The 23193-nt window shown below is 67.9% G+C and carries 19 protein-coding genes; 8 read left to right on the forward strand and 11 right to left on the reverse strand.

The annotated features are described in order from the left end of the window. The first annotated feature begins 699 nt into the window (after positions 1 to 699). Positions 700 to 3906, forward strand: a complete 3207-nt coding sequence (locus FCI23_RS10690; RefSeq protein WP_211265275.1) for a type ISP restriction/modification enzyme — start codon at positions 700 to 702, stop codon at positions 3904 to 3906. A gap of 466 nt (positions 3907 to 4372) precedes the next feature. Here the strand turns inward: FCI23_RS10690 and FCI23_RS56290 are convergent, their stop codons facing one another. Both FCI23_RS56290 and FCI23_RS10700 read right to left on the reverse strand, forming a co-directional pair. Beyond that, entirely contained in the window at positions 4373 to 5146 is a 774-nt protein-coding gene (locus FCI23_RS56290) for a hypothetical protein (RefSeq protein WP_169316753.1), read from the reverse strand. A 523-nt stretch (positions 5147 to 5669) separates the two neighbouring features. Beyond that, positions 5670 to 6290: a class I SAM-dependent methyltransferase gene (locus tag FCI23_RS10700; protein WP_136723242.1), complete on the reverse strand. Its 621-nt coding sequence runs from the start codon at positions 6288 to 6290 to the stop codon at positions 5670 to 5672. A 510-nt stretch (positions 6291 to 6800) separates the two neighbouring features. On the opposite strand from FCI23_RS10700, the gene FCI23_RS10705 reads away from it, so the two are divergent. From FCI23_RS10705 to FCI23_RS10715, 3 genes are all read left to right on the forward strand, one after another. Next, on the forward strand, positions 6801 to 7241 hold the full coding sequence (locus FCI23_RS10705) for a DnaB-like helicase N-terminal domain-containing protein (protein ID WP_136723243.1): 441 nt from the start codon (positions 6801 to 6803) through the stop codon (positions 7239 to 7241). Between the two features lie 579 nt (positions 7242 to 7820). Next, positions 7821 to 10061 carry an RCC1 domain-containing protein gene (locus FCI23_RS10710; RefSeq protein WP_136723244.1) on the forward strand — a complete coding sequence of 747 codons (2241 nt, stop codon included), beginning with the start codon at positions 7821 to 7823 and terminating at the stop codon, positions 10059 to 10061. A gap of 1166 nt (positions 10062 to 11227) precedes the next feature. Continuing rightward, complete coding sequence (locus FCI23_RS10715) at positions 11228 to 11656, forward strand: hypothetical protein (RefSeq protein WP_136723245.1); 429 nt, start codon at positions 11228 to 11230, stop codon at positions 11654 to 11656. A gap of 184 nt (positions 11657 to 11840) precedes the next feature. Here FCI23_RS10715 and FCI23_RS10720 read toward each other — a convergent pair whose 3' ends face one another. Then, on the reverse strand, positions 11841 to 12077 hold the full coding sequence (locus FCI23_RS10720; RefSeq protein WP_136723246.1) for a hypothetical protein: 237 nt from the start codon (positions 12075 to 12077) through the stop codon (positions 11841 to 11843). A gap of 559 nt (positions 12078 to 12636) precedes the next feature. Here FCI23_RS10720 and FCI23_RS10725 point away from each other — a divergent pair. Continuing rightward, positions 12637 to 13752, forward strand: coding sequence for a tetratricopeptide repeat protein (locus FCI23_RS10725; RefSeq protein ID WP_246143625.1), 1116 nt, complete (start codon positions 12637 to 12639; stop codon positions 13750 to 13752). Between the two features lie 227 nt (positions 13753 to 13979). Continuing rightward, positions 13980 to 14291: a hypothetical protein gene (locus FCI23_RS10730; protein WP_136723247.1), complete on the forward strand. Its 312-nt coding sequence runs from the start codon at positions 13980 to 13982 to the stop codon at positions 14289 to 14291. A gap of 92 nt (positions 14292 to 14383) precedes the next feature. Here FCI23_RS10730 and FCI23_RS10735 read toward each other — a convergent pair whose 3' ends face one another. Both FCI23_RS10735 and FCI23_RS10740 read right to left on the reverse strand, forming a co-directional pair. Beyond that, positions 14384 to 14827: a hypothetical protein gene (locus tag FCI23_RS10735; RefSeq protein WP_136723248.1), complete on the reverse strand. Its 444-nt coding sequence runs from the start codon at positions 14825 to 14827 to the stop codon at positions 14384 to 14386. 559 nt (positions 14828 to 15386) lie between these two features. Then, complete coding sequence (locus FCI23_RS10740) at positions 15387 to 15956, reverse strand: hypothetical protein (RefSeq protein WP_246143626.1); 570 nt, start codon at positions 15954 to 15956, stop codon at positions 15387 to 15389. 216 nt (positions 15957 to 16172) lie between these two features. Here FCI23_RS10740 and FCI23_RS10745 point away from each other — a divergent pair, with 216 nt between their 5' ends. Further along, positions 16173 to 16385: a hypothetical protein gene (locus FCI23_RS10745; RefSeq protein WP_136723249.1), complete on the forward strand. Its 213-nt coding sequence runs from the start codon at positions 16173 to 16175 to the stop codon at positions 16383 to 16385. 216 nt (positions 16386 to 16601) lie between these two features. Here FCI23_RS10745 and FCI23_RS10750 read toward each other — a convergent pair whose 3' ends face one another. The 3 genes from FCI23_RS10750 to FCI23_RS10760 all read right to left on the reverse strand — a co-directional run bounded on the left by FCI23_RS10750 (position 16602) and on the right by FCI23_RS10760 (position 19405). Next, the gene (locus tag FCI23_RS10750) at positions 16602 to 17828 is read right to left on the reverse strand and encodes a serine/threonine-protein kinase (RefSeq protein WP_211265276.1); all 1227 of its coding nucleotides are present in this window, start codon (positions 17826 to 17828) and stop codon (positions 16602 to 16604) included. A gap of 197 nt (positions 17829 to 18025) precedes the next feature. Then, a complete protein-coding gene (locus FCI23_RS10755; protein ID WP_136723250.1) occupies positions 18026 to 18460 on the reverse strand; it encodes an SRPBCC family protein in 435 nt (144 codons plus the stop codon). A gap of 447 nt (positions 18461 to 18907) precedes the next feature. Further along, positions 18908 to 19405, reverse strand: a complete 498-nt coding sequence (locus FCI23_RS10760) for a DnaB-like helicase N-terminal domain-containing protein (RefSeq protein ID WP_322973817.1) — start codon at positions 19403 to 19405, stop codon at positions 18908 to 18910. Positions 19406 to 20040: 635 nt separating this feature from the next. Here FCI23_RS10760 and FCI23_RS10765 point away from each other — a divergent pair. Further along, positions 20041 to 20535 carry a hypothetical protein gene (locus FCI23_RS10765; protein ID WP_136723252.1) on the forward strand — a complete coding sequence of 165 codons (495 nt, stop codon included), beginning with the start codon at positions 20041 to 20043 and terminating at the stop codon, positions 20533 to 20535. Between the two features lie 603 nt (positions 20536 to 21138). Here FCI23_RS10765 and FCI23_RS56295 read toward each other — a convergent pair. From FCI23_RS56295 to FCI23_RS10775, 3 genes are all read right to left on the reverse strand, one after another. Continuing rightward, a complete protein-coding gene (locus FCI23_RS56295; protein WP_169316755.1) occupies positions 21139 to 21294 on the reverse strand; it encodes a hypothetical protein in 156 nt (51 codons plus the stop codon). Between the two features lie 389 nt (positions 21295 to 21683). Continuing rightward, complete coding sequence (locus FCI23_RS10770) at positions 21684 to 22541, reverse strand: hypothetical protein (RefSeq protein WP_136723253.1); 858 nt, start codon at positions 22539 to 22541, stop codon at positions 21684 to 21686. Between the two features lie 308 nt (positions 22542 to 22849). Continuing rightward, the gene (locus FCI23_RS10775; RefSeq protein WP_136723254.1) at positions 22850 to 23044 is read right to left on the reverse strand and encodes a hypothetical protein; all 195 of its coding nucleotides are present in this window, start codon (positions 23042 to 23044) and stop codon (positions 22850 to 22852) included. Between the last annotated feature and the right edge of the window lie 149 nt (positions 23045 to 23193).

The raw sequence follows: 23193 nt of genomic DNA on the forward strand, positions 1-23193 counted from the left end.
GTCCTAACATTTGGGCGGAAAACCACCGAGTTGCGGCTGGACGCACCTCGGGGCTCCGCGCGGGGGGCCTCTCTGGAGCAGGTCGCCAAGCGAGCCGGAGTGGCCATTGGCAGTCCTCTACCGGCCTTCTCCACCTACCTGGGCCTGGTCCAGGCCCTCGCCAACCATCCGCGCCCACGCCGAAGATCACGCCCACGTCGGCTGATCTCGAGGCGAGTGGTGATTGGACGAGTACTTCAACGGTTTCGTCCTGGCTGCTGTGAGGCCAGCAGCAGCCCCAATGTGACCAGCAGCGGCACGAATCCTGCGCTGATGACAAGGACCTGTTAGTGCGGGTTGGCGATTGCCCCGCACCACCTGGGAGGCAAGGTACGCCGACATCAGAAGCGTCCCGTACCCCCACAATCAGGGTTCGTTGTAGCGCAGTTACATACTCAGGGCGGCGCTCAGCATCTGAGCCGTAGCTCTACCCGGCATGAACCCTTCAGCTCTGATGGCTAGTTCAAAGGGCGATCGACTACATAAGATCACCGGATGATTCGTCAGTACCACTCCCAGAGCTGTGGTGACGACTATCAGGTGGGGGCACCTATGGCACGGGCAGCAAATTGGCTCGCCGACTCCGTGGCCGTGTTCGGTGCGGCTTGCGGGGCAAAACTCGCTGGCCCAGGCGAGCGGGAGGCCGCTATCCGTGCCCCGTTGGAAGTTCTGCTCAGCACGGCTGGCGCGCGGTTGGGCGTACCTGCCGTCTTCCACGACGAGGTTCGCGATACCGAACGGGGGGTACGCCCGGACTACGGCGTCAGCGTTGGTGGGACGATCACCGGCTATGTGGAGGTCAAGGCCCCCAGCAAGACTGTCGACCCGGCTGTGCTGCGTGGGCACGACAAGGTGCAGTGGGAGCGCCAGCGGGATCTGCCAAACCTGCTCTACACCAACGGTACTGAGTGGCGCCTCTACCAGAACGGTGATCTGCGCCTGGTCGTGCGTTTCACCGGCGACCTCAACGACGGTAAGGTCGCCGCTCCTGCGGAGTTCGAAAAGCTCCTGGTGGACTTTCTGGTCTGGAAGCCTGAGCCGATCACCACCATCGGGGCGCTCGTCAAGGCGGTGGCCAGGCTGACGCGCTTGCTGCGTGGTGAGGTACTGGATCAGCTCGCAGCCGAGCATGCGGCCGTACGCGGCGGCGCCGACGAAGGAGAGCAGCCGTTTCTCGGGCTGGCCGCCGAGTGGCGGCAGATGCTGTTCCCCCAGGCCGGTGAGGCCACTTTCGCCGACGGGTACGCACAGACCGTCACGTTTGCGTTGCTGCTGGCCCGGACCGAAGGGATCACCGTCACGGGCGAGTCGCTGCACACCATCGGAGAGAAGCTGGGCGCGGACCACTCGCTGATGGGCCGGGCGCTGCAGCTGCTCACCGACTACGTGGCCCGCGACTTCAGGATCACCCTCGACCTGCTGGCCCGCACCGTCGATGCCGTCAACTGGCCTCGAATACGCCGGGGACGCCGGGACACCTACCTGCACCTGTACGAACACTTCCTTGACGAGTACGACCCTGACCTTCGCAAGCGCTCCGGCTCGTACTACACCCCGGTCGAGGTCGTCGAGCAGATGGTCCGGCTCACCGACGACATCCTGGTCACCCGGCTGGACAAGCCGCGCGGCTTCGCCGACCCCGGCGTCTTCACCATCGATCCCGCGATGGGCACTGGCACCTACCTACACGCCGTGCTGGAACGGATCGCCGCTAACGCCGCGGCCCACGACGGGCCGGGGGCGGTCAGTGGGGCGCTCACCCGCGCTGCGGGCCGTGTCGCCGGGTTCGAGCTCCAGATGGGGCCGTACGCAGTGGCGGAACTGCGAACCGCCGAACAACTGAACCGCTACCAGGCTGCCCCGCCGAATGGCGGCATAAAACTATACGTCACCGACACCCTCGACGACCCCTACGTGGCGGCCACCCAGTTCAGGCCCGCACTTCGGCTGATCGCTGCCGCCCGCCGCAAGGCCAACGAAATCAAGGCCCGCTCCAACGTCACCGTCGTCATCGGCAACCCCCCGTACGCCGAACTCGCCAACGGCGCCGGCGGCTGGGTAGAGAACGGCGGCGCCGACATGAAGGGCAAGCGCGGCGCCAAAGCCATCCTCGACGACTGGTACACCCCCGGCGCCGCAAAATTCAAGGCCAAGCTCAAAAACCTGTACGTCTTCTTCTGGCGCTGGGCCACCTGGAAGGTGTGGGAGTCCACCCCCAACAACGAGGGCGGCAACGCCGGCGTCATCTGCTTCATCACCACCTCCGGCTACCTCACTGGCCCGGCGTTCACCGGCATGCGCGAGTATCTGCGCCGCTACGCATCCGAGGGCTGGATCATCGACTGCACCCCCGAAGGTCAGACTCCGGACGTTCCTACGCGCATATTCCCGGGCGTGCGCCAGCCGCTGGCGATCGGCGTCTTCGTCCGCCATGCCGACGCTGACACAGACACGCCGGCCCGCATCCGCCACCGCACGTTGACCGGCCGGCAGGCCGACAAGTTCGCCGCGCTGGCCGCCGTCGAGTTGGACGACGACGGTTGGCGCGACTGCCGCACGGTCTGGACCGCCCCGCTGACCCCGGCGAGCACTAGCCAGTGGGACACCTATCCCGCGCTCGACGCGCTGATGCCCTGGTACTCGCCCGGCGTGTTCCCCACCCGCACATGGGTCTACGCCCCCAACCGCGACATCCTCCACAGCAGGTGGTCGGCGCTCATCGGTGAAAGTGACCGCGGACGGAAGGCGCAGCTCTTCAAGGAGGGCCGCGACGCCAATCTCGACAAGGCCAAACCGCCCCTGCCCGGCGACGACACCTGCCCCGCTCCGTCAACGCCGATCGTCCGGGAGACCAACAGCCAGCCCGCCCTCGTCCGAGTCGGATACCGGGCCTTCGACCGGCAGTGGATCGTCGCCGACCCACGCGTGATGGACATGCCTCGCCGCGACCTGTGGGCCGCCCGAATACCGGGGCAGGTGTTCATCATCGAGCAGCACCGCAAGCCGATCCAGTCAGGTCCGGGCGTGATCTTCTCGGCTCTGATCCCCGACTTCGACCACTTCAAGGGCTCCGAAGGCGGCAGGACCCTGCCGTTCCTGCACCCCGACGGGAAGCCCAACCTCGCCCCCGGCCTCAGAGCCGCGCTCACCAGCCGACTCGGCACCGAAGTCACGGACCCGGACATCCTCGCCTACATCGCCGGTGTGACGGCACACCCGGCCTTCACCGCGACCTTCGCCGATGAACTGACCACCCCGGGGATCCGGGTGCCGGTCACCACAGACCCGGTGCTGTGGCACAAAGCCGTGCAGCTGGGCCGGCAAGTCCTCTGGCTGCACACCTACGGGAAGTGCTTCATCGGCCCGGAGCGGCCCGAGGAAAACGTCCGTCTCCCGCAGAGCGACCCGCGCCGCCCGCTGAGCCTGGCACCGATCACCTCCATGCCCGAGACCATCAACTACGACGGGGACCGCCAGGTCGTCACAGTCGGGGACGGCGAGTTCGGACCGGTCACCCCGCAGGTCTGGGAGTATGCCGTCGGCGGACGCAATGTCGTCAAGGGCTGGTTCGGCAACCGCAAGAAGGAGCCTGGCGGCCGACGCGGCTCGCCGCTCGATGACCTGCACGTCACAGCGTGGGACCCGGACTGGACCAGCGAGTTCATCAACCTTCTCACGGTACTGACCCGCCTGGCCGATCTTGAACCCGAACAGGATCAAACCCTGGCGTCCATCCTCACCACCGATGTTCTCACCTACGACGACCTCGCCCCCGCCGGCGTGCGCTGGCCACACACCCCAGCAGACCGCAAGCCACGCTTCTCCCTGGCGTCTGTACGCTCCGGTAACGACGACACCTTGATCTAGCGGAGTACCGGCAATCGTCACATGAACCGGGAGGAATGGGCAGACGGGAAGGGCACGCAGCGGGCACGCCTGCCCAGTGATATCTATCGCTGTGTGCTCCTTTGACGACATCAGGCTGTTTTTCCGCGAGGCCCGCACGGCTGGCGGCCTGAATCACCCCGGCGTGGTCACCGTCTACGACCTCGGACAGGGTCTCTACCTGGTCATGGAACTGCTCGCCGGACGCGACCTGTCCGCCGTCCTGCGCTTCGACGGCCCACCCACCGTCACTGACGCCGTCGACTGGGCCGCGCAGGCCGCCGACGCTCTGGCCGCCTCCCACGCTGTGATCTCACCAGCGCAGGCGGCGGCCCCACCGAGGCGGAACGCGTCACTGCGAAAGGGGAGGCCGAAGGCGGCGGGCATGGAGGTCCTTCGCGGTGTGCCGCGGGCCGCGGATGACGTCCTTGCGGGCGGGGCTGCGTGGTCAGTTGCCAGCAGGGAGAAGTTCGACGGTCGTAGTGTTAATCATCCACTGAACGTCCTGCTTTGCGTCGCCGGAACCGATAGTTGTCTCCGGGGGCGGGGCGAAGGGGTCGGACTGCCCGTTGGTGCCACCGGCCGGAATCGTCGGCACATTAACCCTGCGGGTCACGTCCTTTTGGCCCCCTGGCAAGTCCGTGGCGGTGAACACGACCGTGATCCTGTAGGCATGCGGTGCAGTATCGGTATTGCGCAGCGAGGTGAAGCGGCAGGTGAAGTTGCCGCCGAACTCCCACTGGTTCTGATGCGGCTTGCCGCAGTTGATCTCTGGTGACGGTCCTTGATCGACCAGGTCGCTCCCGTCGTACGGCGGTGGGGTGAAGACCGGGGCCGCCGCCGCGTTCGCCGTCTTGGCCTCCAGCGCGTCACTACAACCGGCCGACCAGGCGAGGGCCTGGTCGTTGTCCGCCGTGGCAGAGGCACCCACGTCGGGGTTCGACGTCCCGCTGCTGCACTCGCTCTTAGCGGTGGCGTCCATCCCTTCTGGCACGCTGGCATACCCGAGGGAGAGCAGGTTCCCACCCATGCGGTATCCGTCGGCGTAGGCCGCAAGGGCACGGGCCTGGAGCGCGTCCGGAGTCGGGGCGGTGGCGGCTGCGGGGCTTTCGGCGGCGGACTGCGCGGAGTTTTGCTGGGGGGAGGTGGGTGCGTGGGAGCCGCACCCGGCGAGCACCGGCAGCAGCGCGGCTATGAGCAGAGGAAATCTGTGTCTCGGCATGAGAATGTCCTATTTGCTTGATCGTTGTCGGGGGAGCGTATCGGACGTCTTTTTCCGACTTTGTACGCACCCCCGACGTCCGCCGCTGCACCACCGCCGTTACGTGCGCTGCAGAGCGCGACTTCACCCTCAGTTCGCTCCCCGGACGCGCGCGATAGCGCTCAGCTGGCCGGTGGACCCGATCGGGCCGCTGTCGCCGGCAACTTGCGTTCAACGGCACCGGCGCCATGAAGTCGCTGTCATTGAGCTCGGACTCACCGCTGCCCGTCTGAAGGCGGTCGTACACCAAATAGGCGTATGGCCTCGCCTTCCCGCTCGTTGCAGCGGTCGCTCTGTCGTTACCCTCGTTGAAATACCTGCGGACCCAGCGTTCCGCCGTGTCCAAACCGACGGTGAATGCCCCTATGCGCACCCTGCCCCGCTCCACCACAACACTCGGACCAGCCCAGGGACACTGGTCCCTAACATGATCCGAGGGAATAGGTCACGTGAGACGGACGCAGGAAGCGACCGAGAAGGGGCGTCAGCGGAGTCGGGCCCAGAACAGCGCATGCCCGCTGTCACCTTCGGGCACGAACTCTTCCTGCTCGACGGTCAGTCCGGCTTGAGTGATCCAGGCCCGGTTCGTAGCGGCGTCCGTGTGGCTCCACCACATAGCGGTCCCGTCGCCAAGCCAGTCCTCATCGACGCCGGTCCAGGCCCGACGGCCGGTGGTCCCCAGGAACCAACCGCCAGGTCGCAGCCATCGGGCGACCTTCTCCAGCAGCGGAAGCTGTTCCTCGAGTGGGATATGGATCAGTGCATAGAACGAAACGACCGCGTCGAAGGAGCCCGGTGCGAAGTCCACGGCCGTAGCATCGGCGCAGATGAACTCGGCCTGCGGCACGAGCTCCCGGGCCCTGCGGATCTGCACCTCACTGATATCGACGCCGGTGACACGGTGACCTGCGTTCGCCAGGTCGCGGGCGACGGGAACCCCGCTTCCGCACCCCAGGTCCAGCACCCTGCCTCCAGCCGGGATTCGACCGCACAGTTCGCTGATCCACGGCTGATACTTCGTCTCGGCGGCATACGCCTGGTCATAGCGCAGTGAGAGCGCGTCGTACCCACGCCGGACCAGGTCTTTGGGATCTTCAATGTCCACGTCAGTGCACGTTAGCCACCCGCGGTGACAGGCCGCGAACGGATATCGCTCGATCCTCGGGCACGCCCCCTGCCGGGGTGATGTGGGGGCTGCTGCCAGGGTGGGCGGCTGTCAGGGCGTGCATGCAGGCGGGGCAGGCCGCGGCGGCGGGGCCACCGCCCGCGAGTTGGGCCACTTCGCCCGCCTCCGTGCCGACGCCGTCCGGCGCAAGGCGGAGAAGGCCCGCCCCCGCCCGCCTCGCCGCCTGCCGGTGAGTCCGGTAGGCGAAGGGACTCATCTGCGCATCAGCCGCAGCGTCGCGACCCACCCCTCAGCTTGCACCCTCGCTGAGATGGAGACGAACGAGCTGCTGCGCGGCACCGAGGGTAGTGCGAGCTGGGGACTGAAGGGGCTGACCTGCAGATCTGCCGAGTCCCATACCCCCTCGCCAGGACGGAGCCTGGCTCTGACAGGATCGGTCGCATTCCCACAGACAGGGCCGGCAGCCCCCTAACCCCTCGGGAGACCTTCATGGCCAAGACCCTGGTCGGCGCCCCGGAGCCGCAGGAGCCCCGGCGCCCACAGCCCACCGATCCTCACGCGGAACGCACCGTGCTGGGCGCCATACTCACGCATCCAGCGGTCTCGGCACACTTCGCCACCATCCTGGCGGTCGGCGACTTCGCCGAGTCGGCCCACCAGGACCTGTTCTCCGCCGCCGTCGCGGTCCGCGACCGCGGGCAACGCACCGCCCCAGACGCCGTGATTGAGGAACTATGCCGTCGGGACAGCCCGCTCGGCGCCGAGACGGTCCACTCGGTCACCTCTCACGCGCCCGTGGAAGCCGTTGCCCTCTACTATGCAGCGATCGTTCGCGACCTGGCCGCCCTGCGCCGCAAGCCCAGCAGCGCCACCCCGGAGGGCATGGCGCCCATGCCGCTGCGCGGATTCCTCGTCGACGAGGATGACTGACCCGGCGCCTCCACCCCGGCGCTGAGCGCCTCGGTTCCCCCTGCCCTGACGGATACGCGAACTGGGGCAACACCTGCGGGGCACCGCTGGTCCCTCCGTGGGCACCGCCCAGCCGGCGATGCCCGGCCATCCCGCCTCGGTTCCCCCTGGCTGACACGACGCACCGGCTGGTCGAGTACGACCGGCGGCACCGCCGGATGAGGGCGGGGTCCGCAAACAGGCGTGCGCATCGGAGGCTCGGCGGCTCAGCGGGACTTCCTGTCCCTCACACCCCGGTGTACAGCTGCCGCCAGCGGGCAGGTAGCTGACAGTGATGAGTCTCCGGGGTCCGTCGGGACAATGCGTAGACCTCCCCTACGGAAACGCGGACATCGCCGTACTGGCGGCGCCCGCCACAGCGGCAAGTGCGCGGTCCACGACAGCGACCCAGGGCTGACCAGCGAAGAGCTACGCATAAGAGTTCTCTGCTCCTGCTCGTCTTTACCCTAATTTGCCATCTTTGTGGGTTTGCGCGTGGCACACTTCCCCCGAACTAGCTATGCGATCAACAGTTGATCGTCCTTTCATGGGAGAATGTGAATGCCTGTCAGACGAAGATGCGCAGTTTGGGGCATCTCCCTGGCTGTTGTGTTCGGCGCCGCCCAACTCGGAACCGCACCGTCTGCCTTCGCAGCATCCGCGCCTTCGGTGTCGGCGGTATCGCCGACGTCGGGCGCCACAGCGGGCCGCACGCGCGTGACCGTACGCGGGACCGGCTTCACGCACGTCAAGCGGATCCTGTTCGGCTCAGCCGCGGGTTCCTCGATCCAGGTGAAGTCCTCGACCCAGCTACTGGTCACCGCGCCGGCACATGCCGCCGGACGTGTGGACGTTCGCGTACAGACCAGCGCGGGAACCTCCGCGCAGCGAACCGCCGACCACTACACCTACGTGTCACCACCCAGAATTACCGCGATAACGCCCACTTCCGGAACCACCGGCGGCGGAACCCGAGTCACCGTCACCGGAGCCAACTTCAGCCACGTCACCGCAGTAACCTTCGCAGGGAAAATCGGTACGGCACTGTCGGTCACCTCCGCAACGAAACTGCTCGTAACCGCCCCAGCCCATAGCGCCGGACTGGTCGCCATACAGGTCAAAACGGCGTACGGGGCATCCGCCGCAGTAACAGCGGACCGCTACACTTACGTCGCGCCGCCCCGGATTACCGCGATTGCGCCCTCTTCCGGAACCACCGGCGGCGGAACCCGAGTCACGGTCACCGGAACCGACTTCAGCCACGTCACCGCAGTGACCTTCGCAGGGAAAGCCGGTACGGCCCTGTCGGTCACCTCCGCAACGAAACTGCTCGTGACCGCTCCAGCCCATAGCGCCGGACTGGCGGCCATACAGGTCAAAACGGCGTACGGGGCCTCCGCCGCAGTGACGGCGGACGGCTACACCTACGTTGCGCCCCCCGGGAAGGTCACCGCCGCCGCGGTCACGGCGACGACGACGTCTCTGAAACTGGAGTGGACGAACCCCACCGGGAGTGATTTCTCGGGTGTGATGATCCGACGCAGCCCCGGCACCGTACCGCCTTCCTCACGGTCCGCCGGCACGCTGGTGACCACAACGAGCAAGACAACGACCGTCTACTCCGACACCGGCCTCACACCGGGCAAAAGTTACGCGTACGCCCTGTTCGCCCACAGCACGGCCGATGCCTACGCGGCAGCCGACACGGTCGTGGGCACCACAAAGCCATCGGGCGGAGGTAACCCAGACACAGCCACCGCCCTCACCGCGGGCTGGCTCGACACCTGCGCGGTGCTGACCGGCGGCACCGTCGACTGCTGGGGAATCAACGGCTACGGGCAGCTGGGCGACGGCACCACCACCAACCGGACCACCCCGACACCAGTGACCGGACTGACCGGCGTCACCGCCGTCACAGCAGGCATGGCCCACACCTGCGCGGTGCTCACCGCCGGCACCGTCGACTGCTGGGGAGACAACGAATACGGGCAGCTGGGCGACGGCACCACCACCAACCGGACCACCCCGACACCAGTGACCGGGCTCAGCGGCGTCACCGCCCTCACCGCAGGCGACTACCACACCTGCGCGCTGCTCACCGACGGCACCGTCAACTGCTGGGGATACAACGAATACGGGCAGCTGGGCGACGGCACCACCACCAACCGGACCACCCCGACACCAGTGACCGGACTGACCGGCGTCACCGCCGTCGCCGCAGGCGACTCGCACACCTGCGCGGTGCTCACCGACGGCACCGTCAACTGCTGGGGATACAACGGCTTCGGGGAGCTGGGCGACGGCACCAACACAGACCGGACCACCCCGACACCGGTGACCGGACTGACCGGCGTCACCGCCCTCACCGCGGGCTGGCTCGACACCTGCGCGCTGCTCACCGGCGGTACTGTCGACTGCTGGGGAGACAACGAATACGGGCAGCTGGGCGACGGCACCACCACCTACCGGACCACCCCGACACCAGTGACCGGACTGACCGGCGTCACCGCCGTCGCCGCGGGCTGGGGCCACACCTGCGCGGTGCTAACCGGCGGCACCGTCGACTGCTGGGGAGACAACGAATCCGGGGAGCTGGGCGACGGCACCACCACCTACCGGACCACCCCGACACCCGTGACCGGACTGACCGGCGTCACCGCCCTCACCGCAGGCGATTTCCACACCTGCGCGGTGCTCACCGGCGGCACCGTCGACTGCTGGGGAGACAACGAATCCGGGGAGCTGGGCGACGGCACCACTACCGACCGGCCGACCCCGACACCGGTGGTCGGGCTGAACTGAGTACCTGAGTACACCAAGCATGACGCACGCAGGCCGATGAGCCCGCGCTGCGGGGCTCCGGTCCCGTGTGGCGGGACTGTCGGACAAACGGTTCGGCGCTCTGCTCCCGCCCCGCGGGAACAGAGCGCCGTCCGTACCTCCCCACACAAGGAGTCGCCTTGCAGCAGCAGCTCGCTGCGGTCGACAGCAAGGTCTCTGTGGACCTCGGCGGCGGCGTTGAGGTCTTCTCGAGCGGTGTGCCGGCGCAGGCCCGTGCCGTCTACATCCATACGCTGCAGCAGGCGTCTGGCGGGTCGTCAGTGGCTGAAGGGGCACAGCCTCAGTCACTGCCTGGGCAGGCGTCGACGTCTGGATCGGCGGCGGGTGGGGCTGCCTGGGAGAGCCACGGTGCCGACCCCGAACCGCCGCTTGGGCTTGAGTCGCGAAGAGCGGCCCGATCCGTTCGATGATGCGGTCTGCCGCATAGGAGACGATGCGGAACTCAGGCGCGCTGAACCGAGTCATGATCACTCCTGATCGATCTTCTCGCTGCGGATGCTCCTACTCACCCGATACCGCTTACCCACCGCCGCAGTGGTTGCACCGCCCCTCGCGCGCCAGGCTCCGGAGCTGGGGCGCTTGGCCGCTTCACGGACGCCATGCCGTACCCGTGATCACGGGGAAGCGGGAACACCGAGTCGAAGGCTCCCGTCACCCCGAGCGCACTCCAGGCGCCACGCTCCTCCAAAACGGCCTGCTTTTGAGCCCAGGCATCCTTCCGGCGCTCGATGAAGAGCAGATGGTCAAGCAGCATCCGGATCGCCATCTCTCCACCGAACATCCCCGGCCGCCGGATGGCGAGGTGCGGCCAGGCGCGCGTCTCGACAAGCGCCGCCGCCAGGTGCAGCGTCGGCAGGTCGACCCGATCGAATCCAACGCACCACAGAGGGCGAGACGAGCGTGGGCCCCAAAGTCGGGGCCTTAGATCTCGAATCGCCATGCACCCCCGGGACGCAACTTGATCACTCTCTTGTCGATCGCATATACAAGTCGGCGTGATCAAAGTTATTATAGCCGCACTGGCGGTCGGATCGTGCCTTGTAGCATGTGGCTCAACGCCAGCGGCCTATCCTGTTAAGACCACGAGTTTCAGACCGAGCGCGTCCCCCAGTGGGCCGCCGACCTTGATGGCACCCGCAGGCTTTGACTTTCAGGCAGTTGATGTCTGCTTTGCCAGTTCGCGGGTTCGCTGCACACAGGACTTCGACGTCACCACCACGTCACCCGAGGATTGCAGCCTTAATGCCGTCATGTGCCCCATCGCCACGGTACACGTGCCCGCTGGCACGAAGATCACCACGCAGATGCTCAAGGCTGACGCGGTGGTACTGGCCTACCAAGCGCCGTTTCCCGACAATACCTGGGAGCGACTGACCTTGAAGTGGCCGGATGGCTCCCGCGCAAAGCTCAGCATCAAGATCGCGACTGAATGGTCACTGGTGACCGTGAAGTCAAAGCTTCTCAGCAAGACCGGCAAGCCGCTCGTTGGGCACCCCTTCGCCGGTAAGTTCTACATCTGTGACACGTACAACACCGACGCAGTCTGCAACTCGTGATGTAGGGGGCGCCTCTGACAACGTGTGGCATCCGAAGGGGTATTGTTACAGGTTTCCCCACCTCATGCACGGCGCTGCATCGGCCGGAGGCGGAGCGAGACGGAGCGTGTCCAGGTAGCGGCGACAGCTCACGCGGGTAGCTGGGCCTTCGGTGGGCTCGCCGACGTGCCGCTCCCGGCTCACCTCAGTTTGATTCGCGCTCTGCAGCGACTACCCCAGTGCCCCCGAAGGGGTTGTCGCCGACGGAGATCGGGGAGCCGACGACCTTGTTGGTGTTGGTGTCGATCACCGAAACGCTGTGCGAGGTTTTGTTGACCACATAGAGCCGATTGCCGAACAGATCCTTGTGCGTCGCTGCCGAGGCGTGCGGAGCAGCGGCGGGTAGTAGGGCGGTGCAGAATGCTGCCAGGAAGACGGTCAACCGCCCCTGGTGCCGTGCCCGACGGTGTCGGGCGAGGACCTCGACTTATACGAGATCAGACAAAACAGGGCACACCGTGCCTCCAGGATGGCCGGCTCTTCAGAACCGTAAATGATGGGTCGCGGCGGCTGTGCAGGCATGAGCGCGCGGCCCTCGGTCAATGCACATCCTTTGGTCCGCCGCTGTGCTCTGCCAGCCGGACTGCTCCGAACGTGACCCGCCTGGCGGAACTTTCTCTTACGAGCGTAGAAGGACCTCGGCTTGCTCCTGTTCGCCTTGCGCAGTGTCATCCGCCGATCGAGTCCGCACCTCCTGACCAGCACTACGCCGCCGAGGATCGACGCGCCCAAACTCACGTAGAAGCTCGGCTGCGCCTGTGTCAGGCCATAGGCGGAGTACCGAATGAGCAGCTTGGTGAACTGGACGCTGTCCTTCTCCTGCTGGGTGCCCTCGACCTGTCCAATCAACTCGCCCGGTACGCCGGGTCGCTTTCGTAGTCGTCTGGCAAGACGTAATGCCGGCGACCGGCCCGCTGGGTCTGCCCACTACGCTTCGCTGCATGGGGCTCATACGGTCAATGCGCGGACGCAAAGCGGAATCGGCACCGCCAGTGGCGGCAGCAAGCGGTACCAGCACCGGACTGCCGTCCTCCGCCAGTCGGGTCGACGCCGAGCAGCAGCGGCTGCGGAAGCTGCAGGCGGACACACGTGCGCACGGCCTGCACGATCCGCGGACGCTGGAGAGCCGGGCGCTGTGGGCCCATTCGCTGCTCGGGCTCAATCGCCTGGAGGAGTGCGAGGCCGAGATTCGTGAAGTCGTCCGGCTCTGCGCCCGGCCGCCGGTGGGGCCCGAGCACAAACTGACGGCGTCGGCGCGGATCATTTTGGTCACCCTGCTGCAGATGGCGGGCCGGTTCCCGGAGGCCGAAGCGGAGGCGCGGGACCTCGTCGCTGTGCGGGCGGCCCTGCCGAACGACCGGCCGCGGCTTGTCGCGTCGAGCATGGCGGCCCTGGCCGCGAACTCGCAGGGACGGCACACCGAAGCTGTGGCGGAGTACGACTCCCTGCTGCCCGACTTCGTCTCTTCCTACGGCGCCGAGCACCTGTTGACGCTCAAGATGCGGTCGGACCGGGCGCAGATCCTCGGCTACCTCGGCCGTCACGAGGAGACCGAAGCCGAGTGCCTCGCCATCGCGGGCATCGCCGACCGCATCGAGGGAGCGAGCGCCCTGCTCCTACAGCTAGCCGCCCGCAATGGCTTGGCCCACGCCCGCAGCCGCCTGGGCCGCCACGTCGAGGCGGAGACCGTGGCGCGCGAGGCCATAGACCGGGACGCCCAAACCTCTGGCCCCGATAACAAGTTGGCCGTGGTGCTGCGGATCACCCTGCTCCGCAGTCTCAACGGCCAGGGCCGGTACGACGAGGCGCTGGCCGAGGCGCGCGCCGCCCGCGCAGCCCACCTCCGCACGCCTGGAGGGCGCCACGACGAGGCGGGGGCGATCGAGATCGGCACCGCGACCGCCCTCGCGGGCCTGGGCCGGGGCGAGGAGGCCGAGGCGGAGGCCCGCCGGGCCCTGGCCGCGTGCGAATCGGCGCTGGGCACCGGACACCACCGCACCCAGGAGGCCCAGGCGCTGCTCACCACGATTGAGCGCAAGAACCGCACCTCGGAGTAGCGCGCACGACGTCGCCCACGCGCTCGCCGCGCTGAACATCGTCGCCATCGACACCGAAGGGCGGCTCGGCCTGCTTGGACGACTGGTTGTCAGCACGCTCGCTCACGCGCACCGGACGCGCCGGGCCGAAGCCGCGGCTCCGGCGGATCCGCAGCCGGAGGCCGCAGAGCAGGAGGGGACCACGTCCGACCAGTGCCCAACGGCCCGGTCGACCTGCCCGTTCCTGGATGCTGCGCACGACGTTGAGCACGGGCGCCTGGTGGTTCCTCGGCCTCGCCTGCGCCGTCTCCACCGATCCCCGCTTCGGGCATGGCCACTGGAAGTGGTACGCGTGCGGCGTCATCGCCATCGCCAGCCTGGCTCGGATCGGCTGGCACGCCGTGGACGGCTGGTCCCGCTGCCGCCCCGTGCTGCGCGCCGTGCGCGAAGTCGAAGCACGCCCCATGCGGTACGTCCGGCTGCACGAGAGCGACAACCGGCCCATTTATCGGGGGCGGCCGACGGTGACCGTCATGACATTCCTGCCTCGGGTTTGGTAGGCGCCGTTGATCGGCTGATCTGTATTCGATCTTTCGATCCGGTGTTCGGGAGCACCTCCGGGTAGGGGCGCCCCACCCCCGTGGGCTGTTCGTCAGCTCCCGCTGCTGCGTGGGGGCAGGCCGAACGCGGCGCGGGCCTTGCCCTCGGGGTCGGTCAGGTTCGCCGAGCTGTCGCTATCGATCCTCTCGACCTCGGCGGCGCCTCCGGGGGAGAAGTGTGCCGGGGCCCAGGTGTAGAGAACATCGTCGGGCTCCCATGCGACGTCGCTCACGCGGGCGGGCGCCGAGGCCGGCGACACTGTCAGCACCCCTGCCTCTATTCCGGCGTCCAGGTCAGTCACCTCGGTGCCACGCCGTACGTAGTGCCCGCACCAGGCCACCAGGCCCACCCGCAGGCCTGCCCCGGTGGGTCGGATCTCGATCACTCGCTCGGTGCAGAAACCACGCGCCACGGCTCCGTTCTTCCCAGGAGGCTCACCACTGCCGAGTGGGCCCAGCGGGTCCGTCAGCAGGTAGCGGTCCACCACAGGAAGCACCGCCCGCTCGAGTGTTGGGTCAACGCGCGGCGCCGCCGGAACAGCCTCCTTGTGCACGACCACCCCAGCCAAAGCCGTGAGCCCTACGATCCCCAGGACGCCCCAAAGCCGCCATCTGCGTCGTCCTCTGTCCGCTGTGCCCACCCCTTGCCCTCTCGCCGGTGTACCGGTCACTACGAACGCCGGCCCCACCACGCCGGGGGCGGACGGCCACCGAGGTACGCTCACCTACGGCTGCGATGCCCCTCATACAAGCAGGTCGGAAACGATGTCGAACGCCCTGAACCATGATCGGTCCGGGGCGTTGCGGTTTGTGCCGCAGGGAGGATTCGAATCTTCCCGCGGCAAGAGCGGCCTGTCGGCACATGCTCTCGTTGCCGACCACTCTGGGTGTGAGTAGCTGAGGTTGACCGGCCACCTACTGGGCGGGAGCGACGCTACCGGGTGGGAATCGCCTGAGCCAGCTCGACCCAGCGTGCGACCTCCTCCTGGTGCGAACCGTCCTTCGTCGCGCTGGCGACGGCGGCGGCCGCTGCCTCGTCCGTGCTGCCCCCGCGTGTCAGAAGCGTGAGGGGCCAAACCGGCTCGTGAGGCTCACCGCCGTCGAAGGGGTGCAGTCCCAAACGGCGTTGAAGCGCCACGCACGACCTGCGGCGTCGGCGACCTCATCACCGGCGATGAGGCAGGCGTAGGGGCGGAACACCAGATCGAAGGTGATCGGGATGTCGTCGTCCGGGTCGATCTCGTAGCCCTGCTCCTCCGACTCGGCATCGTGCGACTGGCCTGCGCGCAGGACCACCACGTGGCGGCGGGGGCGAGGAAGGCGCCCGGTCTCCAGTGGCGGATCGAAATGATCGACGGAGACCACGTGCACGAGGGTGGGTGGAATGCCGATGCGGCAGGTGGCCCCGACCGTGAGGTGGTCGGTTGCCGGATCGATGCGGAACATTTCGCGCTCCCACTCGTGCGAAGCGGGATCGCCAACGAGAGCCACCTCGCCGTTCCACGCGATCCAGTCGCAGTCCGGATCGACCGACCACCAGGGCCACGCGACCGTCACGTGCTCCCGCGACTTTCCGGTGACCGGGGCAACGGTGTAGGGGCAGGAAACGCTGACAACGTCGCCCACCCGGAGATCCAAACGCAACCCACCTCCCCACCAACACAGTTCGTTGAGACAGTACGACCGGCGGCACCTATCAGACGAGGGGGTCCCGAGCACAGGAGTTTGCCAATCGTCTTGTCACCGGCTCCGAAAGTCCCTGGCTCGCGACGGGTAGTGACTCGACATGGGCTGGGGCCCAATCCCGGCAGCGACCTCCCGGCGTCTATTACGCTCCCGCTTATGGGCCGTCAGAAGCAGAACAAGCCGCGGCGGGAACGCCCGCAGGTGCCGCACCACCAACTCACCGCCGAACAGGCCGCGGAGCAGCTCACAGCGATCGCACAGGCCGAGGAGATCGAACTCCCGCCGATCGTCTCCAGCGGACAGAAGGGCACCGTGCTCGACGTGGCCTCGGTCGGCCGACCGGACGTGGTACCGCCTACGTGCGGCTGACCGATGACACGTACCGGCGGCTGCCGGAGTCGCTGCGCGGCTGGGCCGAGATGATCCTCTCCACAGTGCTCAGCGTGGCCAGGAGGGCAACCCGTTCCCGGCGAAGGTGGACTTCGGCACCATCAACGGCCGACCGTACGCCGAAGTCCTCTGACCCGCTCAAGATCCCGTAGCGGGCAGGGGTAGCCGTGTGTGTTCGGCCTGTTAGCCGACCCCTCACGGCGGCGCGGCCTTCTTCGCCTTCTCCTTCTTCGCCTTCTCCTTCTTCGTCTGGGGAGGCGCGGCCTTCTTGGCGGGTCGTGTCGTCGTTTGGTGAGGCGTGGTGGACGGGGTGGGCTTGGAAGCGGTGGTCATGGTTGGTGTCGGTGACCCTGTGGACTGGGTAGTGAAGGGCGCTGCGGGGGCGGCCCTGCCGGTGCCCGGGGGCAGGGCGGATAGCGTCGCGGCGGCGACGGCTCCCGCCGCGACGACGCCGGCGATCACCTGGGACCGGCGGGTGTGCAGTATGCCGGTCCCGGGCGGTCGCCCGGACTTTGCCTCGCTGGCGAGTGCGGCGGCATCGAACTGGCGCGTGCCGCCATCCGAGGTCGCGGCCGGCCGCTGGGCGGCCTTGCCCGCCTGACGCGGGATGCCACCGCCGCGGGTGGTGAGCAGTGATCCCAGCGCATCGGCGGTCTGCTGGGCGGTGGGGCGCTCGCCCGGGTCCTTCGCCAATAGGCTTAGGACGAGGGCGTCTAGCTGTTCGGGCAGGTCCGGCCGGTGCCGCCGGGCGGGGACCGGGGCGGCGTCGACGTGCTGGTACACGACGGCTGTAGCGGTGTCCGCCTGGAACGGCGGGCGGCCGGTGAGCAGTTCGTACAGTACGCAGCCCAGCGCGTACATGTCGGCCGCGGGGCCTCCCACGCGGCCCAGGGCGCGTTCCGGGGCCAGGTACGAGCTGGTACCGATGACCTGCCCGGTAGCGGTCAGGTCGAGCGCGGACTCGTCCGCGAAGCGCGCGATGCCGAAATCCGCGATCTTTACGGTGTCGTCCGAGGCCACCAGCAGATTGGCGGGCTTGACGTCCCGGTGCAGCACGCCTTCGCTGTGCGCGGCGGCGAGCCCAGCAGCCACCTGGGCCCCGATCGCGGCGACCCGCTCGGGGGAGAGCCGGATGTACTCGGCCAGCTCGTCGGCGAGGCTTCGGCCATCGAGTAGCTCCATCACCAGATAGAGACGGTCCTGGTCGGCGCCAAAGTCGTAAACGGCCACCACGTGCGGGTGGTTCAGCCGCGCCGCGGTCCAGGCCTCCAGCCGGAATCGGGTCACGTCGTCCACGCCCTGATTCCGCAGCACCTTGACCGCCACCTGGCGGCCCAGAACCTCGTCGACGGCCCGCCAGACTTCCCCCATGCCACCCCGGCCGAGCACGTCGTCCAGCTGGTACCGACCCGCTATCAGCACACGTCTGCCCTCTCCCGAACGTCCAAGCCATCACCACCGCGGCGAAACCGCCGACCGTACGGCCCAGCTTCTCGTTTAGCTGCCGACAGGTGACAACTAGGCGCGAACGCGCTGGTCAGAGCGCTGCCAGACCGCGCAGCAAACGCCGCCCCGACTACGATGTCCGCGTTACCGCAGATGGGTTCCCCGCTCGCACATCATGCGTGGGCCATGACCTCCTGTTCCAGCCGCTCGAGTCCTTCTTCGAGTCGCTGCTGGATCCGTTCGTGGGAGAGGGTACGTTCGGCGCTCGCGTTTCCTGCTTCGTGTCCGCCGACGAATGACAGGTGTACCGTGACCCGGCTCCTGTCCGGCGCGGCATCGGTGACCTGCAACCAGCCGGAGTAGTTGTGCGGCTTGAGGTTGTCCCACTCAATCCGCTGGCGATCTGCTGCGGTGCGGACCACCGCCTCTTCCGACTGGCGGCTGGCCAGCTCGTCCACGACACGGACCACCTCGGGGTGGGCCGGGTCAGGGGTGGTCAGGTGCATCCCGGGCGGAAGCCAGCGCTGCATCCAGTCGAGATGGCCCGCCACATCGAACACCGTGTCGCTCTTCGCTTGGATCTGGCGTGAAGCCTCGTAGTCACCCATCGTCCCGATCCTCCCGCTTATGCGTGTCTCTTCCTATTCAGAGCGTCGCCGCAGTGGCGGGCGTCGCCAGTACGGCGATGGCCGCGTTTTCGCAGGTGAAGTCTGCGCACGTGTCCCGACGGACCCCGGAGACTCGTCCCTCTCCACCACCTGCCCGCTGGCGGCAGCTGTACACCGGGCTGTGAAGGACGGGAAGTCCCGCTGAGCCGCCGAGCCTCCGATTCGCACGCCCGTTTGGGGACCCAGCCCTCGTCCGGCGGTGCCGCCGGTCGTACTCGACCAGTCGGTGCTTCGTGTCAGCCAGGGGGAACCGAGGCGGGATGGCCGGGCATGGCCGGCTGGGCGGTGCCCACGGAGGGACCGTCGGCTCCCCGGAGGTGCTGCTCGTTCGCGTATCCGTCTGGGCGGAGGAACCGAGGCGCTCAGCGCCGCGGTGGAGCCCCCGGGTCAGTCATCCTCGTCGATGAGGAATCCGCGCATCGGCATGGGAGCCATGCCCTCCAGGGTGGCGCTGCTGGGCTTGCGGTGCAGGGCGGCCAGGTCGCGAACGATCGCTGCATAGTAAAGGGCGACGGCTTCCACGGGCGCGTGGGAGGCGACGGCGTGGACCGTCTCGGCGCCGAGCGGGCTGCGCCGACGGCGTAGTTCCCCGATCACGGTGTCCGGGGTGGTGCGCTGCCCGCGGTCGCGGAGGGCGACGACGGCTGAAAAGAGGTCCCGGTGGGCAGGCTCGGCAAAGTCACCGCCCTCCAGGATGGTGACGAAGTGCGCCGAGACCGCTGAATGCATGAGCATGGCGCCCAGCACGGCACGTTCGCGTGAGGATCGCTGGGCTGCGAGCGCCGGGGCTCCTGCGGCTCCGAAGCGCCCACCAGGGTCTTGGCCATGAAGGTCTCCCGAGAGGTGAGGAGGGCTGCCGACCCTGTCAGTGAGAAACGCGACCAATCCTGTCAGAGCCAGGCTCCGCCCTGGCGAGGGGGTATGGGACTCGGAAATCCGGAGGTCAGTCCCTTCAGCCCCTAGCTCGCACTACCCTCGGTGTTGCGCAGCAGCTCGTTCGTCTCTGTCCTCAGCGAGGTGCAGTTTGCGCAGCGGGTTGCGACGCTGCGGCTGCTGCGCGGAAGAGTCCCTTCGCTTACCGGACTCACCGCAACTCATGATCGTGGCTGATCGGGACCACCACGATGGGGCGGAGAGGACGAAGCATGTGGCTGATGGTCGCCTACTCCTCCGGTCCTGGTTGGCAGCATCCTGGGATGCGGCATCGGCCGAGTCCAGGTGCTGCAGAGGCGTGCCGTAAAGTGTGGAGCGGATGTGCATGCAAGTGCCATCCCGACGGGCTTGCCCGTCCGGGCCCAACCAGCAATGGTTCGAGGCCCCACCCCCGCATCTTTGATGCGGGGGTCTTTTGCTGCACCCGCCAGCAGGGCGGTCGGTGGAGCCGAATGGGCCACCGTGCAACTGACTTGAGCACAGGGCAGCTACGAATCTTGAGGACGGAACAGCCGGGAAGGTACCGTGCGATGTCTTACGGCTACACACCCCGCGCTCGGGGACTGGACATGAATGGGTCGGCCCAAATGACTTCACTGCCGGGCAATATAGAACTGCTAAGACTGTACCGCTCCGGCCGTTCCGACAAGGAGATCGCAGCGGAATTCGGTGTCACCGTTCAGGCTGTCAATTGGAGGCTCGGTCAACTCGGCATCCAAAGGCACCCGCACAAGCAAGCGGCAACTGCCATCATTGAGGCCGTGTGGCCGGCGGACAAGTATCGCCGCAATCTGTACACGAGCTTGAGCCGTGGACAGAGGCTTTTCACTTTCCTGCGGCGGCGCTTGGATGACCCAATGCTCGGCCCCCGACAGTTCCGTATGGCGTTCGGCTTTGAGCGGGAGGTCCGTGAGCGCGGCGTAGTACTCCATCTAGAGCCGGGAGCCGCTGAGCCGTGGATCTGGCTTCCGCGTGACAGTGGGGACGATCAGATGGTCATCCGTTGGCCGGAGGGGCGCGTGAAGCCGACTGGCAAGCTCCTCGAACCGTTGGACCTTCCACCTGAACCGTGGGAGGACTGACTACGGGTGTCCGCGCCCGGGCCCCGCAATAGGTCGAACAGAGCCTGCAGGGGGGCGACACCCACCCGGCGGCGCCACCAACGCACCCGCGGTCGGGGTCGCCGCCACCAGGCCCGTCCGCCGCGGCGCACGTTGTCTGCGGTCCTCTATTTCCGCATTTGGGCGAGCTGGCTCTCGTAGCTCGTAGTTCTCGGCCCAGGCGGAGAGAATGTCGCCCAAGTGCTCCGAGGTCAGGTGCGGGGCGCAGGGCGGGACCGTCCATTGAGCCAGGCCACCCCAACCAGCAAAGGACCTGCGGCGCCCTGCACTAGAGGGCGGGCTTCGTCGTTTCGCCGCGCACGGGATGGCCTACACACCGCGGTTCCGTGGACCGGCACATTCCAGCACATCGAGTGTCTTTACGGGCGCGCCGTGGCTTCCGGCGCAGGACTGAGGGCGACGGTTGCCCTGTCCAATCCGTGCAGGCGCTTCGTGCGTCTGCTGTGACAGGAGACTGTTATGCGCGTTACCCGCTTTGCTACCGCGCTCGGCGCGGCAATCGCCGTGATGCTAGGTGGTGCTGGAGCTGCCAGCGCCACCACGCAGGGCGTATCCGCGTACGCCTCACACGACCACGATGGTTGGCACCGGGGTGGGGACGATGACCACGGCCGATGGAACGACGACCACGGCCGATGGGACGACCACCGCGGTGGACACGAGCACCGGTGGGACGAGCACCACGGTCGGGACGACCACCGTTGGGACGACCACCACCACGACGGGCACCACGACCGCTGACGCGCGCTGCAGCGAAGGCCGGCTGGTAAGCCTAGAGCCCGGGGCGCTCTCCGTGACTCGGGAGGGCGCCCCGCCCCAAACGCGTGGGACATTCGCCGGGTTGCGCGGCCGACGGTGCGAGTCGGCGAACCAACGCGGTCACCGCACTGGGGACTGTCTGGTAGATCAGGTCCCTAACTGACCGCTGTTCGTCCAGGACGGGCACGCCCGGACCGAAGGGCGCCTGTCCCGCACCCTGACGACGCGGGTGGCCCCGGCGCTCGCCAGCCCGAAGCGGCGCGCACGGGCTGTGCACTTTCGGGTGTACCGAGCTGTGCACGTTCGGGTGTGCGCCGACAGATGCATCCGCTTGCTCCTCGGGGGCCGGCCTAGTCGCCGGTAATGGTGCGTTTCGGTGGGGAGGTGACAACCCGGAACCAGCGTGAGGCGAGGTCCATTGCTGCCCCGTTCCGGGACTTGCAGCGCGGGCCGGGGATGCCGTCGAGGCGGCTGATCCAGCCGTTGCGCCCAGACCTGGAGATACCGCCGTAGGACGGCTCCACGTGGCCGAGGACGGTGTCGCCGCTGCGGAGGATCCAGCGGTGGTTGTCCCGGTGGTCGGGGTCGCGGACCAGCGTGGCGGCGTCGGCGATGGCGAAGGCCTCGTTTTGGGGGAGCTTTTGCGGCCGGGGTGGGATGCCCTCCGGCGCGGTGGTCGGCTCGGTGGCGGGTTCGTTACGTGACGGTCCGGGCGAGGCCGGGCCGGTCGGCTCCGGGCGCGCGGGCACAGCTACAGCCGGAGCGGCGTGAGCGACGGGCGCCGGTTCGTTACGTGACGTTTTCGGGGCGCTGGCGAGGATGGAGGCGACGGCCTGTTCGGCGAGGGCCCGCACGGTGGTGACGGTGTCCTCGGGGGTGGTGCGGCGGTGGCCGGGCAGGGCGCCGCTGGTGTCGGTGTCCCAGTCCTGCGCGGCGCGCCAGGCCGCGGCCTCCACGGCGGCGAGCAGCCGTGCGCCGGCCGCCCGGATCTGTCCGGCGGGGCTGTCGTCGGGGACGGGAAGCTTCACCGGGGCCGGTACTGGCGGGGCGAGGGTGGGCGCGGGTCGGGCTGCGGCGGCGCGGAGTGCGGCGACCTGCTCGGCCTGCCGTCGGCGGTGGGCGGCCTGCCGGCAGGCGGGCGAGCAGGTGCGGCGGGCCCGGCCGCGACCCTGACTCATCTCGGTGCCGCAGATCCGGCACTGTGCCATCGCCGCCCCCTCCAGTTCGCTACCTGACGATCCCGTACCGCAACAACGCGGCACCGAGTTTGTCACGTAACGGACCGACGGGAGGTGCGTACCGCGGGCAGAGGCCCCCGCCGTGCGGACCGTGGCTTCGCCGGCTTCATTCGCCAGGACCTCGACGCCGTCACCGCCGGTCTCGTGCTCGAATGGAGCTCCGACAGGGTCGAAGGCCACGCCAACCGGGTGAAAACGATCAAGAGAGCCATGTGTGGGCGAGCCTCGTTTCAGCTCCTCCGCATTCGAGTCCTCAACCGCCTGTGAAGCGAAGTCGGTTACAGCCGCGAAGAGGCCTCCGCCCAAACGGCCATGTCGAAGTCTCCGTCGACGGCATCCTCTTCGTACCAGCCTCGCCCCTCCAACCAGGTCTCTAGTGCTTTGACCGCATAGAGGTTCGCCTCGCGCCAACCGTCGTCGTCAAGTCCGACGGCGGCCAGGGCGGCGAACTTGTCGGCCTGGCCGCCGGTCAACGTGCGGTGGCGGATGCGGGCCGGTGTGTCTGCGTCGGCGTCGGCGTCGGTATGGCGGACGAAGACGCGGGCTGACGTGTTCCGGCCAGAGTATGACGCTGACCCGGCACGGCGTCGCGAAGTTGATGCGACGGCCCGGCGGTGCGGCC

It is taken from the genome of Actinacidiphila oryziradicis, from assembly GCF_005047355.1.
Classification (GTDB): Bacteria; Actinomycetota; Actinomycetes; order Streptomycetales; family Streptomycetaceae; genus Actinacidiphila; species Actinacidiphila oryziradicis.